This is a genomic window from Deinococcus roseus, from assembly GCF_014646895.1.
Classification (GTDB): Bacteria; Deinococcota; Deinococci; order Deinococcales; family Deinococcaceae; genus Deinococcus_C; species Deinococcus_C roseus.
This window is the reverse complement of the sequence record NZ_BMOD01000004.1, coordinates 14,794-31,456: the sequence shown is the minus strand read 5'-3', so window position 1 is coordinate 31,456 and position 16,663 is coordinate 14,794. Positions and strand designations below refer to the sequence as shown.

Genomic DNA, 16,663 nt, shown 5'->3' with positions numbered 1-16,663 from the left:
GCAATGCAGAGGTCCACTTTGACCCTTTTCAGCATTTTCGCTTAAATGTTGAAATGAAAGCTTCTGAAGCCATCCTGAAAGCTGCAGTGCAGAAATTTGTTGCTTGACAAAGCAAAGAACCACAGCTGGAATTCAGCTCTTAAGCTGCAGCTTCATCTTCTCATCAGCTCTTTTGCTGTCTGACACGTCTAGAGGTTCCAGAATGAAAAAATGTGTTTCTCATGAGTTGTCATTGAAATTGCTTAACCCACCCCTTAGTATGGCTTCTGGGAGGAAGAGTTGAAGTCCATTTCGATGACTGCCCGCCGGCTCACGGCGGCTGCGATAGCTTTACTGCTTCAGCAGGCGGTTGCAACACCTCTGGTGTTCCCCTACGACTTCCGCACTGCGACCAAAACCATCTCCGTCAAATCTGTGGAATCGACGGTGGAGCGCGGCTCTGCCATTGTGCGCATTGAACCAGGCGATTCCCTCACCCAGATTGCAGCCGAATATGGGGTGCGTGTCAAATCCATCATGTGGGCGACAGGCATCAAAAAAGACCAGTTGAAACCCGGAATGCTCATCAGGGTTCCACTGGTGGCTGTGGTTGAAGACAGCATCACCAAATTGCCCCCCGGAGTGGTGGTGCATGAAGTGCAATCTGGCGAAACCCTCAGCACCCTTGCTGGCCGCTACGGGCTGTCCATCATTGAACTGATCAGTGCCAACCCCTACACCTCCAGCCTGGACCGCCTGAAAGAAGGCGACCGCCTGATGATTCCCAGTGCCCAGCGTGGCCTGATCGTGCGCATCAAGCCCGGTCAGGACCTGGTGAGTGTTGCGGATTTTTATGGTGTGGATGTGGGACGGGTGGCCAAAGCCAACGGCGTGAGCCTGCCCAGCGACGTTTCTGAAGGGGACTATGTGCTGCTTCCCGGCGTGATGGCCGAAGGCACCCTGGAAGCCCTCAATGACCGCCGCCAGACCGAGATCGAAAACCGCAAGAAGCGGGAACTGCTGGAACGCTACCAGCGCTACCTGGTTTTTGTGAAGCGCAAGAAGCAACTGCAGTACGAGCGTTACCTGGTGTACCTCCAGGAGAAACAGGAAAGAAAAGCCCGGGAAGCCCAGCTGGCCAAAGAGCGTGCCATCGAGGAGGCCCGTCAGGAAGCCATTGCCAGAGAGCGTGCCATCGAAGAAGCACGACAGACAGCCATTGCCAGAGAGCAATCCCGCAAAGCCGAAGCCCGTGCCCTGGCTTTGCAGAAGCAGCGCCAGCAGCAGGCTGCAGTGCAGGCCCAGCAGGCCCGTACAGCCCAGCGCAAGGCCAGTGCTTCCAAAGTGGTGCGTGCTTCTTATGATTCAGGCTCTGTGGCCAACACAGGCTTCCAGTGGCCCCTGCGCAGTTTCACCATCACCAGTGGTTATGGCAGACGGGGTTTCTGGATCGGTTCCAGCAACTTCCACACCGGACTGGACATGGGTGCTCCCACCGGTACCCCCATTTATGCTGCTTCTTCTGGTCGCATCACCGCTTCGGGCTGGGGAAGTTACGGTATCAATGTGTTTGTCTCAAATGGTAACATGAGGGTCATCTACGGTCACATGAGCCGCGCTGCTGTACAGGTGGGTCAATATGTGGACCGCGGAGACTTGCTTGGATATGTGGGGTGCACGGGCATCTGCACCGGTCCGCACCTGCACTTTGAAGTTCAGCGTGGTGGTCAGCACGTGAACCCTTACAATTACCTGCCCTGATTTTGTTGTTTTCTTGCACCACCCATTTCCAACATCCAAACCCATGGGGTGATCATGCAACGCATTTTGCTGGTAGATGATGAAGAACAGATTTTGCAACTGCTGGAGATGTTCCTGGAGATGAATGGGTACCGGCCTGTGCTGGCCCATTCTGTCCAGGAAGCCGTCCAGGTGGTTTCCACAGCAGAATTCGATCTGGCCATTCTGGATGTTTGCCTGGACGATGGCAATGGTTTTGAACTGGCCAGACGCCTGAAAGCCGACCATCCCCAGCTTCCGGTGGTGTTTCTTTCTGGCCTCAGTGCAGAACAGGACCGGGCCACGGGACTCAGCATTGGCAATGCCTATCTGGTGAAGCCATTCCAGCCTGATGTGTTGCTGAAGGTCATCCAGCAGCAGATTTCTGGCTCTCCAGCATAAACTGGTACCTAAAAAATGCCAAAACTGGTTCTTCTAAAGAACCAGTTTTTTCTTTAACATGCAAGACATGGAAAAAGGCACCTTACCCATCAAAACCGGTTTCGCAGAAATGTTCAAAGGCGGTGTGATCATGGATGTGGTCACCCCCGAGCAGGCCATCATTGCTGAACAGGCCGGAGCCACTGCCGTCATGGCCCTGGAACGCGTTCCTGCAGACATTCGTGCAGACGGGGGCGTTGCCCGCATGAGCGACCCCAAGATGATCAAGGGCATCATCGAAGCGGTTTCCATTCCTGTGATGGCCAAAGTGCGCATCGGGCACTTTGTGGAAGCCCAGATCCTGCAAGCCCTGGGTGTGGATTTCATCGACGAATCCGAAGTGCTGACCCCTGCAGACGAATCCTTCCACATCTTCAAGCACGGCTTCACCGTGCCTTTTGTGTGCGGAGCCAAAAACCTGGGCGAGGCCCTGCGCCGCATCGGTGAAGGTGCTGCCATGATCCGCACCAAAGGCGAAGCAGGCACCGGCAACGTGGTGGAAGCAGTGCGCCACGCCCGCACCGTGCTGGGAGAAATCCGCGCCATCCAGACCAGACCCGTGGAAGAACTGATGACCGTGGCCCGTGACCTGCAGGCCCCCTATGAACTGGTTCGCTACATCCACGAGCACGGCAAACTCCCCGTGGTGAACTTTGCTGCTGGTGGTGTGGCCACCCCTGCAGACGCTGCCCTGATGATGCAACTGGGCCTGGAGGGTGTGTTTGTGGGCTCCGGCATCTTCAAGTCCGACAACCCCGAAAAACGCGCCCGTGCCATTGTGAAGGCCGTGACCCACTACAACAACCCAGACATCCTGGCCGAAGTCTCCGAAGACCTCGGGGCACCCATGACTGGCATCGGCATTGATGAAATCATCGAAGCCGACAGGATGGCAAAGCGGGGCTGGTAAGACCCCTCTGTGACAGCTTTGCTGTCACGGTCTCCCCTCTGAGGGCGCAGCACGCTGCGCCCCTACACCTGAATCAACCCCGTAGGGGCGAGGCATGCCTCGCCCTTCTCGCATGATTGGAGAACCACACATGAAAATTGGCGTTCTGGCCCTGCAAGGGGCTTTTCGTGAACACAGGCAGATGCTGGAGAAATTAGGTGTGGAGGTCACAGAGGTGCGCCTCCCGCAGCATCTGGCAGGCCTGGACGGGCTGGTGATCCCCGGAGGGGAATCCACCACCATGGGCAAGCTCATGATGGATTACGACCTGAAAGACCCCATCCAGCAGTTTTATCAGGATGGAGGAGCCATCTTTGGAACCTGTGCAGGAGCCATCATGCTGGCCACAGAGATTGAAGGGCAACCGAAGCACATTCAGGGCAAACAGCCTTCGCTGGAACTGATGGACATCACGGTGGCCCGCAATGCCTTCGGACGTCAGGTGGATTCCTTCAAAGAACCCCTGAACATCCAGGGGCTGGACAGCACTTTCGATGCGGTGTTCATTCGTGCTCCAGGGATCACCCATGTGGGGAAAGACGTGGAAGTGCTCTGTGAGCACCAGGGTCAGGTGGTGCTGGCCCGCTCTGGTCGCCTGATGGCTGCCAGTTTTCACCCCGAACTGACAAAAGATGCCCGGGTGCACGAGCTGTTCCTGAAAACTTGCGTAAAAGCGTAACCCTCAAAGCGCAATTGGGCAGAGGCAGATTTCTGGTGCCTCTGCCTGTTTTTTGTCCTGCCTGCTCCCTGCAATTGTCTAAATGCGTATAAATGTCCGTTTCACACCATCCCTGAAGCTGATACACTACACACCGAGAGCTTGCAGGGTCTGTGAAAAGGCCCTTGCAAAAAGACGCAAAAGACGTACAAAGACAACGGTGCAAGCACAGCAAAGCTGAATCGCTGTGGCAGGGAAGGCCCACTTCACCTTCCTGCACAGGCTGCACAGTTTCCAACGGGAGGTCTGGATGATTATCATGAAATTCGGTGGCACGCTGATGGGTTCAGCTCAGGCCATCCAACATTCCGCAGGTCTGGTGGCGCACTCCATCCAGCAAGGTGAAAAAGTGGTGGCTGTGGTTTCCGCCATGTCCGGTGTGACCGACACCCTGATCAAAGTCGCCAACAGCGCTGAAAACGGCGACATTGCCTTTGCCAACGATGAACTGGCCCTTCTGCGAAACCGCCACCTCAACACCGCAAATGAACTGGGGGCGGCCCCGGACAGCCACACCGCGCTGGAAATCCGCGAACTGCTGGAAACCCTGCGCCAGACTGTGGTGGGTGTTTACCTGCTGCGTGAACTCAGCCCCAGAAGCCGCGATTTGATCGTGTCCTTCGGAGAGCGCCTGTCTGCTCCCCTGATGGCGATTGCACTGCAACAGCTCGGAAACCACGCCCACAACCTCACTGGAGGTCAGGCGGGCATCCTCACCGACCATCACTTCGGCAATGCCCGCCCCATGCCCGAAGCTTTTGACCGCATTCCTGCCCGTCTGGAAGGTCTTTTTGGCGCTGGCATCACCCCTGTGGTTGCTGGTTTCATCGGAGAAACCAGAGAGGGTGCCATCACCACCCTGGGACGCGGGGGCACCGATTACACTGCCACCATCATTGGCGCGGCCCTCAAGGCAGATGAAGTGTGGGCCTGGAAGGATGTGGATGGGGTCATGACCACCGACCCCCGCATGGTTCCCGAAGCCCAGAACATCCAGCACCTCTCTTACTCTGAGATCATGGAACTGGCTTTCTTCGGAGCCAAGGTGTTGCACCCCCTGGCCGTGACCCCTCTGCAAGAACATGCCATTCCCCTGCGTGTAAAAAGTGCAGCAGATCCTTCCTTTGCAGGCACCCTGATCACTGGCAAAGCCGTGCGCAACAAGCCTGTGAAAGCCGTGACGGCCATCCGTCAGGTGTCCATCATCACCGTGGGCGGTGCACTGGTGGGCGTTCCCGAAACCGTTGCCGAAATCTTTGACACGCTGGCCCGTGCCCAGATCCCGGTCCTGATGATCTCCCAGAGCTCCAGCATGGCCAACGTGTCCCTGGTGATCCAGAACGCTTATGCCAAAAAAGCCATGGCAGAACTGAAATCCTCTTTTGCCAAGGCCGATCTGGTGCGCGATTTTGAATTCCAGGAGAACGTTGCAGTGGTTGCCATTGTGGGGGAAGGCATGCGCGGTGCCCGTGGCATTGCGGCCAAACTGTTCTCTGCTCTGGCAGAAGAAGGCATCAACCTGCTGATGATCTCCCAGGGTTCTTCAGAGTTGAACATCTCCCTCGCCATCGAGGACCGGGATGTGGCCAAAGCTGTGCAGGCGGCCCACAAAGCCTTTGATCTGGAAAAAGCCGACTGATTTCAGAGGTTTGTAGGGGCGAGGCATGCCTCGCCCTTTGCTTTTGTTGTGTTTTACAGCAAAAAATCGGGCGGCGAGGAATCCCTCTGCCGCCCAGCATCATGTATGTGTATTGCAGGGTACTTAAGAGAATTTTCCGGTCTGAATCACTTGAACCAGCACCGGGGGCAGGTTCCAGGCGAGAATGTCGAAGGCCGCAGCGTGAAAGTCATACACCACTTTGTGCATCTTGATTTTGACTTCCTGCTGACCAATGTCCATGATGCACACATCTGCTCCGGGTTCACGATTCAGGGTGAGGCCCACGGATCCAGGATCGATCACGTAGCCGCCATTCCTGAGTTCACGCACCATGGGGATGTGGCTTCCTCCGCACACCAGAATCTTGCAGTTGAGCGAGGTGAGCATGTCTTCCAGGGTTTTGGTGCCCTGGGAGATGTCCAGGCGTCCTTCTGGACTTAAAGGACTGCCGTGGCAGTAACGCAAGCGACCATAGGGGGTCATGAGCCTACCGGTGGGGCTGAAGGATTGCAGGTACAGTTTGTCTTCTTTGGAGAGCACCCCTCGGGTCCATTCCAGGACCTCCTCGGAAATGCCTTTGCGTCGCTCGGCTTTGGCGACGCCTTCAAAGCTGACTCTCAGATCGCTGCTGCCCAGTCCGCAGGTGATGTTGTGGTTGCGCACAAACTCGATGCACTCTGCGGGGCTGGCTCCGTAACCAACCAGATCACCTAGAGCGATGACCTGGTCCACTCGGGAGTCCTGGATGACTCTCCAGGCGGCTTGCAAGGCGTGGATGTTGGCATGGATGTCGCTGATGAAGGCCAGTTTCATATTCCCGTTCCTTGCATGATTTTACAATATCTGAATTGATGTTGTGGTGCATGAAAATGAGTTTGTTACATTAAAATTACCCTGATGGGCGGTAAATTTGATGAGCAAGTTCTTTGCCCAGGCTGTGTTGTGGCTGAAAAAAACCACTTTTATTCGAATCGACTTCAGTTTGCGACTAGACAACCTGAGACCCAGGCCAGAGATGCCAGGGATCTCTGAAGTTCACAACATCCATGCGTCAATGCTTCTCAGAAAACTGCGTTAGAATTTGGGGGTGTTTCTCATTCCTTTTGTTCTTCTGGCGCTGAGCAGCCTGCACATTTTATGGGGGTTTCTGACCCCACTTTTTTTGGCCTGGACACTGAAAGTCCTGATTGACAGCAAAACCCGCCGTCTGGCGGTGGCCCGGATGTTCTGGGGCATGAGTTTGTTTTTTGCCATTTACCTGCACTGGCTTCCCATCAGCTTTTATGGTCAGTATGGGGTTTTTGGTGCTGTTATGTTCATTCCACTGTGGTTCATCGAGGGGGCATTCTGGGCTTTGCTGGCTGCCATTGTTTTTAATTTGAGCACAGACCGCTACACAAGGTTGTGGTTGCTGGCTTTTGGCTGGGTGATTCTGGAATGGCTCAGGCACCTGGGCATGTTCGCCTTTCCCTGGGGCACCCTGGGCTACACCCTGCAGAACACGCCCCTGATTCAGGCAGCAGACCTGGGAGGGGTGCTCTTGCTCAGCCTGCTCACCACAGGCACTGCAGCAGCACTGGCCAGTGCACTGGAAGGACAGTTTCTTCCGTTGGGGATCTCCGTTGCACTGTGGGCCTCTGGCTGGGTTTATGGCCTGACCCGCACCGCTCCAACAGGTCCTTTGCAGCAGGCCACTCTGGTGCAGGGCAACATCGACCCCAGATTGAAAGCCCAGGATGTCAACCACACCCTGCGTTCCATTGACATCTACAACAACCTCAGCACAGGAAATGGGGTTTACATCTGGCCTGAAACCGCCATTTATGACAGCCACTTGCCAGAGGCCCACCCTGCGCAACTCATCACTGGAATGAGTGACCTCACCACCATCCACAACCGGGTGGTGGCCCGTGAAATGGATGTGGCCCTCAACCAGCAAAGGATCACCACCCACGACAAGATCCGTCTGGTGCCCTTTGGAGAGTGGTATCCCATGAGGGAACAACTGGACGCTGTGTACCGTCCCATCGAGCAACAACTGGGGGTTTACCTGGGAAGCTGGAAGGTTGGAGAGACCGCAAAGCCTCTGGAACTGGCCGGTCAAAAATTTGGCACTTACATCTGCTACGAAAGTGTGTATGGCTGGATTGCCAGAAGCATGGCCCTCAATGGAGCCACCGTGCTGGTCAATGTTTCCAACGATGCCTGGTTTGGAACGGGAGCAGGTTTGTGGCAGCACTACGACATGGGTCGGGTGCGTGCCATTGAAACACATCGTTACATCCTCCGGGCAGGCAACACCGGGGTCACTGCAGTGATTGATCCCCTGGGAAGAACCATCGAAAAGCTTCCCCTCTGGGAAACCAAAACTCTGCAAGCCAGATACCAGTCCCTGACCGCAGCCACCATTTACATGCTGGTCGGGGACTGGCTGGTGCTGGGGTTCTGCCTGTTTGGCAGCCTGTGGGTTTTGATCACAGGATCCAGGAAAGCTCGAGTGCTTCTATGAGGCCCCCTTCGTCCACATGACCCACATGGTGGTTTGCAGCAGCCCTGGCTTCATCGTCGGCGTTGGCCATGGCAACCCCGTGCCCGACCACTTTCATGGCCTCTGCATCGTTGTGACCATCGCCCACCATCATCACCTGATCGATGGTGAGGCCCAGTTTGTCTGCAATCTTTTGAATTCCTGAAGCCTTGGACACCCCTTTGCGGGTCATGGAGATGAACATGGCATCAGGCATGATGGGGCTTCCAGCAGGAGAGAGGGTGACACTCTCAGGCATCAGGGCCATGCACTCCCGGGTCTGTTCAATGGGAATCACCCACTGTGCACGCACGGGTGTGCCTTTTAGTGCAGTGAAAGGTCTAGGGTCAAAAGGCAAACCCAGCAATTCTGCATGCTCTCGGGCAAACCTGTGGGTGTCTTCCACAGCGTAATCGGTATCTGAATAAAGCTCCAGAACCCAGTTTTTCTCTTTCCCAAGCTGTTCCAGCCAGGGAAGCAGTTCTTCTGGAAAGGAAGCAGAGAGGGTTTCACCTGTCTGCACGTGGTAAATGCTTGCTCCATTCTGGAAAATGTGCCAGCCTTCAGGATCAAGCTTCTGGGCGTATCCCAGGGCTTTTCCAAAAGCAGGACGTCCGGTACAGATCACCAGATGCTGCCCCCTGCTGCGGGCCTCTCGGGTGGCCTCCCAGACTTCTTCTGTGACTGTTCCGCTGGATCCGACCAGCGTGCCATCGACATCAATGCATACCAGTTTCAACACCGTAACAGCTTAAGGGATCTGTGTGAGCGGGAGATGGTGTTGCTTAGCTCAAAAAACTTGTCAGCCCAAAATATCCAACAAAAATCAGGGAGGCAAACCTCCCTGATCGAAAAATCCTGTGTTGGATCAGGCCTGGGCAGCAGGCACGTAGCCTTCCAGGGTGGCGTAATCGTCCTGGAAGTGCATCAGGACACCGCTGAACAGGGTGTCGAAGGTGCTCTGGGGGAACTCGCAGAGGGTGGGGTAGAAGCCAACGTACTCCAGCCACACGTTGCCATCGTCATCGATGCTGCGTGAAAAGGCGCGTTCACGGTTGCGGGAGTTCAGCATGGTCACCACTTCGTCGCGGCGATCGGTGTAGGTTTTCTGGGTCACGCAGGTGATTTCCAGACGGCTGGTGTCGTTGGGGCCGTCAGAAACACTCACCAGAACGGCAGCGTCGCCCATTTCAAATTTCCAGCCCATGCGGATGAAGCGCTGACCGTTGTTCTCCTGGAGGTCCAGGTGCACTTCTTTTTCTTTCAGGTACTTCGCGATGGTATCGAGTGTCAGCAGAGCGACATCAGACATGATTGTTTTCCTCCTAGAATTGATGGACAAAGCCTAGCACATCCTACATGATTTTGGTAAGGATTTCTCTGGCCCTTTGTCCTGATTCGGGTGATGCTCAGTTGCTTTGCACCACCCGGATTTCCACGGGAGCAACACCCTCGGAAATGATGCCCAGTGCCCGTGCCGCAGCCGTGGAAAGGTCAATGATGCGGCTCTTGTTGCCAAAAGGACCCCGGTCATTGATCTTGACCCGGATGGTTTTGCCGGTTTTCTGGTGTTTGACTTCCACCCAGGTGCCAAATGGCAGGGAAGGATGGGCTGCAGTCAGGGTGGTTTCTCTGTCTTTGAGGCCACCATAATAAACGGCAAAGCCTGTTTGCACCCAGTTGCTCTGGGCCATTCCCGAGACAGGGAACACCAGAAGAAGAACTGCCAGCAAATACTTCATTTACACCTCCGCGAAGGGGGCGTGGCTCAGGACCTCGCAACCCGTTTCGGTGACCAGCACAAGTTCTTCAAGGCGCACTCCGCCCACACCAGCCACGTACAATCCAGGCTCGATGGTGATCACCATGCCAGCTTGCAGGGGCACATTGTATTGGGGAAGGTCAGGGCGAAATCTGGCCAGATGGGGATTTTCATGGATGGCCAGACCCACCCCGTGACCCAGAGAGTGCACGAAATGTTCGGCCAGTCCCTGCTCTTCCAGATAACCTCTGGCCACCTGATCCAGGTCACTGGTCATGACGCCCGGTTTGATGGCTTCCAGAGCAAGGTTCAGGGCTTTCTGGGTGTGGCGGTACAGGTTCTTCAGTTCTTCGCTGATTTCACCCACCGGAAAAGCACGGGTGCAATCGCTGTAGTAACCCCGGTAACGGGCTCCCCAGTCAAAAGTCACCAGTTCACCTTCCTGAATCACCTTTTCACTGGCGGTGCCGTGGGGCATGGCGCTGCGGTAACCGCTGGCCACTGTGATGTCAAAAGCCCGGTCCTCAGCCCCATGGGAGCGCATGTACACTTCCATTTGCAGGGCCAGATCCACTTCCCGAACACCCGCTCTCAGGCTGGGCAGCGCCTGTCTCAAGGCTTCATCGGCAATCTGTTGTGCCTGACGGATGAGCTGGATTTCTTCAGGGGTTTTGATGAGCCTGCGGGCCTCCAGAATGCCCTCGGTGGGCACCAGCTTTTTGGCTTGCAGGCCTGCAAGTTGATGGAGTTTGTTGACCAGCAGGGCATCGGCTTCGTAACCCACCACTTTGCCTTCCAGCAGGGTGCGGGCATGCTGAATCACATCACTGTGGCGGGCGATGTGTTGTGGAATGAAGCATTCTTCTTTGGCCTGTTCGGTGTAACGGGCATCGGTGTAAAGGAGTGCCCCCTCCTTGTGCAGCAGCACCAGGCCGTCTTTGGGCGTGGAAAAACCACTCAGATACCTGACATTTTCAGGCTTGGTCACCCACAGGGCGTCCAGTCCGTGAGAGGTCAGCAGGTCAGCGGGTTGTTGCATAAAGAAGAGTATAACCCGACCCCATGGCTTGCCGTCTAGTCCCCTTTAAGGTTTTAGCTGTCCAGCAGCCCATTTTACTGCGTCAGAAAGGGTGCTTCCGGGCTGGTCTGGAACAACCCCCACCCCTTCCCAGGTTTTGCCGCTGAAAGGGGCAAGCTGTCCAGAAGCCAGAAACATCATGCTGCCATCGTTGAAACAGTAAGGGTAAACAGCTTCTACATTGCCCGCACTGGTTTCTCCAAAAACCTTTGCCCGGCCCACCCGTTGCAATCCACCACTGAATCCTTCTGCTGCACTGTTGACGTTGCGGTCAATGACCAGGGCCAGAGGAACCTGGGCATAAGGCTTGTTGCCCAGTGCAGGCAGTGGGATGGGGAAGGAACCTTTCAGGCGCATCCTCCACAGAAAACCCGATTGAAACAGACCTGCAGTGCGCATCATTTCTACGGCAAGGCCGCCAGGATTGCCCCTCAGGTCAATCACAAAAGCCTTGACCCCCTGAGCTGTCAGGGCATTCAGGGCCTCCTGTACGCCAGCCGTGCGGTCAAACCCGGCAAAATCTTCAATGCGGATGATGCCCACCCTGGAGTCTTCCTGAGACACCTCATATGTCACCTGGGCTGTGGTCCTTGTGGGTGTTGCATCCAGGGTGTACTGCAGACAGGGCAGATCACCATACCGGCTTTTTAAAGCCGTGGCTTCAAATTTGTTCAGGTACACCGAGTGGTTGTCTCCCAGCCAGTCCACCAGACTTTTCAGGGCGAAATCCAGATTCTTGGGGTTTTTGAGCACTTCATTGCGGTAATAAGCCTGCACAGCCTCCCAGTTGTTGGAGTGCTCAATCAAGGTTTGCTCAAGGGCCAGAGGGGTGTGGGACGGTAACGAAGCAGGCAGTGTCAGGGTTTTGGGTGGGGTTAAATGTGAGGTGTAGATGTATTTTTCCGTGATCATGTCGGCAATTTTCTGGAATTTGTCTAATTCTGGGCTGAGCACACTGCCCGCGATCACTGCAGAAAGCGCTACACTAGAGAGCATGCTTTTACCTTAACAGGTCAGGGCATAAGGAATATACATGAGCCAGAATACAGATCTCCTTCTTTTGACTCCAGGCCCGACGCCCATCCAGCCTGATGCGCTCCAAGCCCTCCTGATTCCCATGGTCGGACACATGGATCCCGCGGTTTTCGCGCTGAACGCGCGCATCCAGGCGAACCTTAAAGTCCTGTACGGAGCGGCGGCGGATGCGTTCACAGCACTGGTGGCGGGCACCGGAAGCCTCGGAATGGAGACTGGATTTGCCAACCTTATCGAAGCCGGAGACACCGTGGTGGTGGCCACCAACGGTTCTTTTGGAGACCGCATGGTCGAGATGTGCGAGCGTTACGGTGCAAAAGTCATCGTGGTGCGTGCCCCCATCGGAGAAGCTGTGCGCCTCGAAGAGGTTGAAAAGGCCCTGAGAGAACACCAGCCCAAAATGGTCAGTGTGGTGCACGGTGAAACCAGCACTGGCGTTCTGAATCCTGCCCCTGAAATTGCCCACATTGCCCAGGACATGGGCATCCTGGTGACTGTAGATGCTGTCACCACTGCAGGCATGATGCCCTACGAAATGGAAAAATGGGGCATCGACTATGCTTACACCGGTTCCCAGAAGTGCCTCTCGGCCCCTCCCGGAGTGGCTCCTGTTGCCGTCAGTGCCCGGGCCATGGAAGTGGTCAAAAACCGCAAAACCCCGGTGACCCTGTGGTACTCCGACTTTCTGGGTCTGCAAGCTTACTGGGACCACAAAGACTACCATCACACCGTTCCCGTGCAACTTCACTACGCTCTGGATGCAGCCCTCACGGCTGCCCTGAGCGAAGGTCTGGAAGTCCGTGCCCACCACGCTGCTGAACTCAGTGTGGCTGTGGCCCGCACCCTGGAAACCATCGGGTTTTCCCACTTTGTGAAAAACCCCCGTGAACGCCTTCCCAGCGTGCTTTCGCTGCGTCTCCCCGAAGGCATGAACGATGCCCAGGTGCGGGGTGCCCTGCGTCAGAAGAACATCAGCATCACCGGAGGCCTGGACGCCACCCGTGGTCTGATCTGGCGTCTGGGCCTGATGGGTGAAGCCGCACGTGTGGAACACTACCTGCGGTTCATGCGCACCCTGGATGAAATTCTGGGCCACAAGCACCTGGAAGCCACACTGGAACAGAACCTCTCTGCTGTGCACGCCTGATCCAGACTCAAACCAAACCCAAAGACCTCCTGTTTTCAGGAGGTCTTTTTCTTTCCATGGAGCTTTGTTTTAAGCGGTCTGCATCCGGGAAACCAGGGCCTCCACGATGTTTTCTGGACTGCCTTCCCAGGTGTCTGCCCAGGACAGACGAACACCCAGTTCGGGCATGTCTGCAAGCTGGGTCAGCAGGTTTTCTTTCTGCTGCTGGTCCAGAATGAACACGAAACGTTCGGATTCAAAACGGTAAGCATGCAGGGTGTGTTGCTTCAGGATTTTGACCACTTCCAGAATCAGATGGTCCATGAACGGACGATGCAACTGGTCCGTGCTGGAAATGTGGGTCAATTCCAGCAACCCCACATGATAAGAGGACAGCAATCGACCGTAAGCATCCAGCTGCCGGTACAGCTGAAAGCGGTGGGGAAGACCGGTGAGCCAGTCTCTTCTGGCCTGACGGTCCAATTCCTCCTGAAATGCTGTCAACAGCAACGCCTGTTCAAACTGCTGCAAGAAGCAGGCCAGCAACAGTTTTTCTGCTTCAGATGGAGGTGAAGCCAGGGTGACTGTGTACGCCAGTGGGGTGGGAGGAAGGCTGACATACCCCCGATGTTCCACCTCACTGAACCAGCCCACCGGAAGCAGGGTCTGTTCATCCAGCTGGAACCGACTGCCCGGAAAAAGCTCAGGCAGGGATGCTGCAACCGCGTGCAAGACCTGCAAGCTGCTGTTTTGCTGGAGGGACGTGCAGGCCAGGGCAAATTTTAGGGCTGTCTCGGGGTTCTGCATGCTGGGGCTCCGTGAGGTGAAATGTTCCCTGAATGTCTGAAAGGGGAGTCGGGATGACAGCAGCATTGTTTCTTCTGCTGTTTCAGCCGGGATGCTCCAGTATGACAGGCCCACTCTGACACTTTTATGCGCGGCGCATTCTGCGCACCATCCATGCCACAAAAGCAATCACCACCGCCAACACCACCAGATTCAACAGCAGGCTCAGCACCCCCAGAAAACTGAAAGGACTGTATGCGTACCCCAGATGCCCAAAACCAAAAAAAGGAACAAAAATGAAGCTGGGAAAACCTGAACGGGAATTGCTGTAAGTGCGTCTGGGTGCAGCATAAGTTTTGCCGGGAGCGCGGTATTGGGCAGAGACACTGGGTTTGGACCGGGTGCTGCGACCGAATCCCCCACCGCTGCGTTTCGCCAATGCATCACTGAAGAAACCCAGAAAGAGCAGACTGACCAGCACCCACAGAAAAGAACGTTTCATGTTTCTGGATACGGTTTGTGTGAGAAAAGGGTTGCGCTTCATGCTCTTTTTGCGTTTTGGAAACATGTTAGAGCTTTTTCACAATCGCTGTATTCCCTTACAGAAATCTGAAAACCGCTGTGCCAAACAAAAAAAGCAGAGGATCACTCTGCTTTTGAATGGTGTTCATGAAACCGTTGCCAGATCATTGCGATCTGGGGTTCTTCACTTCAGCCCGTCCACCAGACCCGTCACACCGTTGACCAGCAGGCTGGCTCCGCCCACCAGGGCACCATTGACATTGGGCTGGCTGCAGATTTCGCTGATGTTGTCGGGCTTGACGCTGCCACCGTATTGCACCACGATCTGGTCTGCAAACTGGGGGTAGAGTTCCTTCAGCACACCACGAATGGCTGCACACAGTTCTTCCGCATCCTGAGCTGTGGCGGTTTTGCCGGTGCCGATGGCCCACACGGGTTCATAAGCAACCACCAGATCATCGGCGGACTGCAGTTCCACACCCGCAAGGCTGCCGCGCAACTGGGCCAGGGTGTAGCTGACATGCTCGCCCTTTTCACGCTCGGGGAGTTTTTCGCCCACGCACACAATGGGTACAATGCCATTTTTGATGGCTTGCACAGCTTTGGCGGCCACCACAGCATCAGACTCAAAGTGGTATTCACGGCGCTCACTGTGGCCCACCACGGCATACTTGACCCCGAGGTCTTTCAGCATGGCAGCACTCACTTCACCGGTGTAAGCACCAGAAGCGTGCTGGGAGATGTCCTGGGCACCCAGTCCAACCTGGGAGTCGCCCAGCACACCACTCAGACCGGCAAGGCTTACACTGGGAGCCATGATGGCCAGTTTGATGTTCAGGTCGTCCAGTTGGCCAAGCAGTTCTTCGGCCCACTTGATGGACTCGGAGGGGGTTTTGTTCATTTTCCAGTTGAGGGCGAGGAAAGTCTGGGGTTTGGTCATGTTGTGTTCCTTTCGTCACAGCAGAAGGCAGAAGGCCAAAGGCTGAAGGCAATGGTGCTTAAGCTTTAGCTTGTTCCTGCCTTCTGCTTTCTGCTTTCTGCCTTCTGCAAATCGTTTACTTCACTGCTTCAACGCCGGGCAGCTTCTTGCCTTCCAGCAGTTCCAGGCTGGCCCCACCACCGGTGGAGATGTGGCTGATCCGGTCAGCCTGACCGCTCTTGTTGATGGCACTCACGGAGTCACCGCCGCCCACCAGGGTGTAAGCGCCTTGCAGTTCGGCCACTGCGGCAGCAATGGCGTTGGTGCCACCGGCGAATTTCTCGAATTCGAACACACCCATGGGGCCGTTCCAGAACACGGTCTTGGCTCCGGCCAGAGCGGTGGTGAAAGCTTCGCGGCTGGCTGGACCAATGTCCATGCCTTCCCACTCGTCGGGGATGTTGAAGACATCGAAGACTTCGGTGTTGGCTTCAGGGCTGAATGCGTCGCCAGCCAGGGTGTCGGTGGGCAGCACGATCTTGTCGCCGTATTTCTGCAGCAGTTCGTTGGCCTTGTCCATGAAGTCGTCTTCGTGGATGGATTTGCCGATTTTGCCGCCCTGGGCTTTCACGAAGGTGTAGGCCATGCCGCCACCAATCAGGATGCGGTCCACTTTGGGCAGCAGGTTTTCAATCACCAGCAGCTTGTCGGAGACTTTGGCTCCACCGATGATCACCACGTAAGGGCGCTCGGGTTCGCCCAGCAGGTTGCCGAGGGCGTCCACTTCTTTTTGCAGCAGGAAGCCACCCGCAGAGGGAATCAGTTCGGCCACGCCAGACACGCTGCTGTGGGCACGGTGGGCACTTCCGAAGGCGTCCAGTACGAAAGCATCTGCCAGTTTTGCAAATTTGGCGCTCAGTTCGGGATTGTTTTTCTCTTCGCCAGCGGCAAAGCGCACGTTTTCAATCAGGGCCACTTCACCAGGTTGCAGGGCCTGAACGGCAGCCAGGGTTTCTTCACTGTCAGGGCTGCCAGCAATGAACTTGACGGGCACGCCCAGGTGTTTTTCCACCACAGGAGCGATGGCTTCCAGGCTGTACTTGGGTTCAGGTCCATTCTTGGGACGGCCCAGGTGGCTGGCCAGCACCAGGCTTGCGCCCTGGTCCAGCAGGTATTTGAGGGTAGGAATGGAGGCTTCCACACGGGTTTCATCCTGCACCACGCCGTCTTTGATGGGAACGTTGTAATCGACGCGCACCAGCACGCGTTTGCCCTGTACGTTTAAATCTTCGAGTTTCATGGTCACTCCTTGAAGTTGAAAGACCCCCCTGGTCTGGAGTGATCCTTCCCCGAAAGCAGGAAGAATGTCCATCGGACAGGGG

General features: G+C 55.7%; 17 protein-coding genes. 7 read left to right on the top strand and 10 right to left on the bottom strand.

The features are described from left to right. The first annotated feature begins 294 nt into the window (after nucleotides 1-294). The 5 genes from IEY52_RS07320 to IEY52_RS07300 all read left to right on the top strand — a co-directional run bounded on the left by IEY52_RS07320 (nucleotide 295) and on the right by IEY52_RS07300 (nucleotide 5,505). On the top strand, nucleotides 295-1,740 hold the full coding sequence (locus IEY52_RS07320) for a peptidoglycan DD-metalloendopeptidase family protein (protein WP_189001886.1): 1,446 nt from the start codon (nucleotides 295-297) through the stop codon (nucleotides 1,738-1,740). 54 nt (nucleotides 1,741-1,794) lie between these two features. Next, the gene (locus tag IEY52_RS07315) at nucleotides 1,795-2,160 is read left to right on the top strand and encodes a response regulator transcription factor (RefSeq protein ID WP_189001884.1); all 366 of its coding nucleotides are present in this window, start codon (nucleotides 1,795-1,797) and stop codon (nucleotides 2,158-2,160) included. 67 nt (nucleotides 2,161-2,227) lie between these two features. Continuing rightward, nucleotides 2,228-3,109: a pyridoxal 5'-phosphate synthase lyase subunit PdxS gene (pdxS, locus tag IEY52_RS07310; RefSeq protein WP_229684671.1), complete on the top strand. Its 882-nt coding sequence runs from the start codon at nucleotides 2,228-2,230 to the stop codon at nucleotides 3,107-3,109. 130 nt (nucleotides 3,110-3,239) lie between these two features. Further along, entirely contained in the window at nucleotides 3,240-3,827 is a 588-nt protein-coding gene (gene pdxT / locus IEY52_RS07305) for a pyridoxal 5'-phosphate synthase glutaminase subunit PdxT (RefSeq protein ID WP_229684670.1), read from the top strand. A 289-nt stretch (nucleotides 3,828-4,116) separates the two neighbouring features. Further along, a complete protein-coding gene (locus IEY52_RS07300; RefSeq protein WP_189001880.1) occupies nucleotides 4,117-5,505 on the top strand; it encodes an aspartate kinase in 1,389 nt (462 codons plus the stop codon). Between the two features lie 123 nt (nucleotides 5,506-5,628). Here IEY52_RS07300 and IEY52_RS07295 read toward each other — a convergent pair whose 3' ends face one another. Beyond that, nucleotides 5,629-6,339 carry a metallophosphoesterase family protein gene (locus tag IEY52_RS07295; RefSeq protein WP_189001878.1) on the bottom strand — a complete coding sequence of 237 codons (711 nt, stop codon included), beginning with the start codon at nucleotides 6,337-6,339 and terminating at the stop codon, nucleotides 5,629-5,631. Nucleotides 6,340-6,613: 274 nt separating this feature from the next. Between IEY52_RS07295 and lnt the strand changes: the two genes are divergently transcribed. Beyond that, nucleotides 6,614-8,035, top strand: a complete 1,422-nt coding sequence (lnt, locus tag IEY52_RS07290) for an apolipoprotein N-acyltransferase (RefSeq protein ID WP_189001877.1) — start codon at nucleotides 6,614-6,616, stop codon at nucleotides 8,033-8,035. On the opposite strand, the gene IEY52_RS07285 is transcribed toward lnt, so the two are convergent. The 5 genes from IEY52_RS07285 to IEY52_RS07265 form a co-directional block, all read right to left on the bottom strand. Next, on the bottom strand, nucleotides 8,001-8,795 hold the full coding sequence (locus IEY52_RS07285; RefSeq protein WP_189001875.1) for a Cof-type HAD-IIB family hydrolase: 795 nt from the start codon (nucleotides 8,793-8,795) through the stop codon (nucleotides 8,001-8,003). The genes lnt and IEY52_RS07285 overlap by 35 nt on opposite strands. Nucleotides 8,796-8,921: 126 nt before the next feature. Next, entirely contained in the window at nucleotides 8,922-9,365 is a 444-nt protein-coding gene (locus tag IEY52_RS07280) for a type III secretion system chaperone family protein (RefSeq protein WP_373289840.1), read from the bottom strand. Between the two features lie 97 nt (nucleotides 9,366-9,462). After that, nucleotides 9,463-9,795, bottom strand: coding sequence for a septal ring lytic transglycosylase RlpA family protein (locus IEY52_RS07275; RefSeq protein WP_189001873.1), 333 nt, complete (start codon nucleotides 9,793-9,795; stop codon nucleotides 9,463-9,465). Beyond that, on the bottom strand, nucleotides 9,796-10,854 hold the full coding sequence (locus tag IEY52_RS07270; RefSeq protein ID WP_189001871.1) for a M24 family metallopeptidase: 1,059 nt from the start codon (nucleotides 10,852-10,854) through the stop codon (nucleotides 9,796-9,798). It lies immediately after the preceding gene. 45 nt (nucleotides 10,855-10,899) lie between these two features. Then, complete coding sequence (locus IEY52_RS07265) at nucleotides 10,900-11,889, bottom strand: S41 family peptidase (RefSeq protein ID WP_189001869.1); 990 nt, start codon at nucleotides 11,887-11,889, stop codon at nucleotides 10,900-10,902. 133 nt (nucleotides 11,890-12,022) lie between these two features. Here IEY52_RS07265 and IEY52_RS07260 point away from each other — a divergent pair, with 133 nt between their 5' ends. Beyond that, nucleotides 12,023-13,075 (top strand): aminotransferase class V-fold PLP-dependent enzyme, encoded by a 1,053-nt coding sequence (locus tag IEY52_RS07260; protein WP_308424997.1) that lies wholly within the window; start codon nucleotides 12,023-12,025, stop codon nucleotides 13,073-13,075. A 69-nt stretch (nucleotides 13,076-13,144) separates the two neighbouring features. Here the strand turns inward: IEY52_RS07260 and IEY52_RS07255 are convergent, their stop codons facing one another. The 4 genes from IEY52_RS07255 to IEY52_RS07240 all read right to left on the bottom strand — a co-directional run bounded on the left by IEY52_RS07255 (nucleotide 13,145) and on the right by IEY52_RS07240 (nucleotide 16,581). Continuing rightward, nucleotides 13,145-13,861 (bottom strand): PleD family two-component system response regulator, encoded by a 717-nt coding sequence (locus tag IEY52_RS07255; RefSeq protein WP_189001864.1) that lies wholly within the window; start codon nucleotides 13,859-13,861, stop codon nucleotides 13,145-13,147. Nucleotides 13,862-13,985: 124 nt separating this feature from the next. Continuing rightward, complete coding sequence (locus IEY52_RS07250) at nucleotides 13,986-14,342, bottom strand: hypothetical protein (RefSeq protein WP_189001862.1); 357 nt, start codon at nucleotides 14,340-14,342, stop codon at nucleotides 13,986-13,988. A gap of 204 nt (nucleotides 14,343-14,546) precedes the next feature. Further along, nucleotides 14,547-15,302: a triose-phosphate isomerase gene (gene tpiA, locus IEY52_RS07245; RefSeq protein ID WP_189001860.1), complete on the bottom strand. Its 756-nt coding sequence runs from the start codon at nucleotides 15,300-15,302 to the stop codon at nucleotides 14,547-14,549. Nucleotides 15,303-15,417: 115 nt separating this feature from the next. Next, on the bottom strand, nucleotides 15,418-16,581 hold the full coding sequence (locus tag IEY52_RS07240) for a phosphoglycerate kinase (RefSeq protein WP_308424996.1): 1,164 nt from the start codon (nucleotides 16,579-16,581) through the stop codon (nucleotides 15,418-15,420). Nucleotides 16,582-16,663: the final 82 nt, after the last annotated feature.

Excerpts from the sequence above, each read along its gene's own strand:
- IEY52_RS07275 (WP_189001873.1), bottom strand. The coding sequence starts at position 9,795 with ATGAAGTATTTGCTGGCAGTTCTTCTTCTGGTGTTCCCTGTCTCGGGA.
- pdxS (WP_229684671.1), top strand. The coding sequence starts at position 2,228 with ATGGAAAAAGGCACCTTACCCATCAAAACCGGTTTCGCAGAAATGTTC.
- IEY52_RS07250 (WP_189001862.1), bottom strand. The coding sequence starts at position 14,342 with ATGAAACGTTCTTTTCTGTGGGTGCTGGTCAGTCTGCTCTTTCTGGGT.
- IEY52_RS07280 (WP_373289840.1), bottom strand. The coding sequence starts at position 9,365 with ATGTCTGATGTCGCTCTGCTGACACTCGATACCATCGCGAAGTACCTG.
- IEY52_RS07320 (WP_189001886.1), top strand. The coding sequence starts at position 295 with ATGACTGCCCGCCGGCTCACGGCGGCTGCGATAGCTTTACTGCTTCAG.
- IEY52_RS07255 (WP_189001864.1), bottom strand. The coding sequence starts at position 13,861 with ATGCAGAACCCCGAGACAGCCCTAAAATTTGCCCTGGCCTGCACGTCC.
- IEY52_RS07260 (WP_308424997.1), top strand. The coding sequence starts at position 12,023 with ATGGATCCCGCGGTTTTCGCGCTGAACGCGCGCATCCAGGCGAACCTT.
- tpiA (WP_189001860.1), bottom strand. The coding sequence starts at position 15,302 with ATGACCAAACCCCAGACTTTCCTCGCCCTCAACTGGAAAATGAACAAA.
- IEY52_RS07270 (WP_189001871.1), bottom strand. The coding sequence starts at position 10,854 with ATGCAACAACCCGCTGACCTGCTGACCTCTCACGGACTGGACGCCCTG.
- IEY52_RS07300 (WP_189001880.1), top strand. The coding sequence starts at position 4,117 with ATGATTATCATGAAATTCGGTGGCACGCTGATGGGTTCAGCTCAGGCC.
- IEY52_RS07295 (WP_189001878.1), bottom strand. The coding sequence starts at position 6,339 with ATGAAACTGGCCTTCATCAGCGACATCCATGCCAACATCCACGCCTTG.
- IEY52_RS07315 (WP_189001884.1), top strand. The coding sequence starts at position 1,795 with ATGCAACGCATTTTGCTGGTAGATGATGAAGAACAGATTTTGCAACTG.
- IEY52_RS07240 (WP_308424996.1), bottom strand. The coding sequence starts at position 16,581 with ATGAAACTCGAAGATTTAAACGTACAGGGCAAACGCGTGCTGGTGCGC.
- pdxT (WP_229684670.1), top strand. The coding sequence starts at position 3,240 with ATGAAAATTGGCGTTCTGGCCCTGCAAGGGGCTTTTCGTGAACACAGG.
- IEY52_RS07265 (WP_189001869.1), bottom strand. The coding sequence starts at position 11,889 with ATGCTCTCTAGTGTAGCGCTTTCTGCAGTGATCGCGGGCAGTGTGCTC.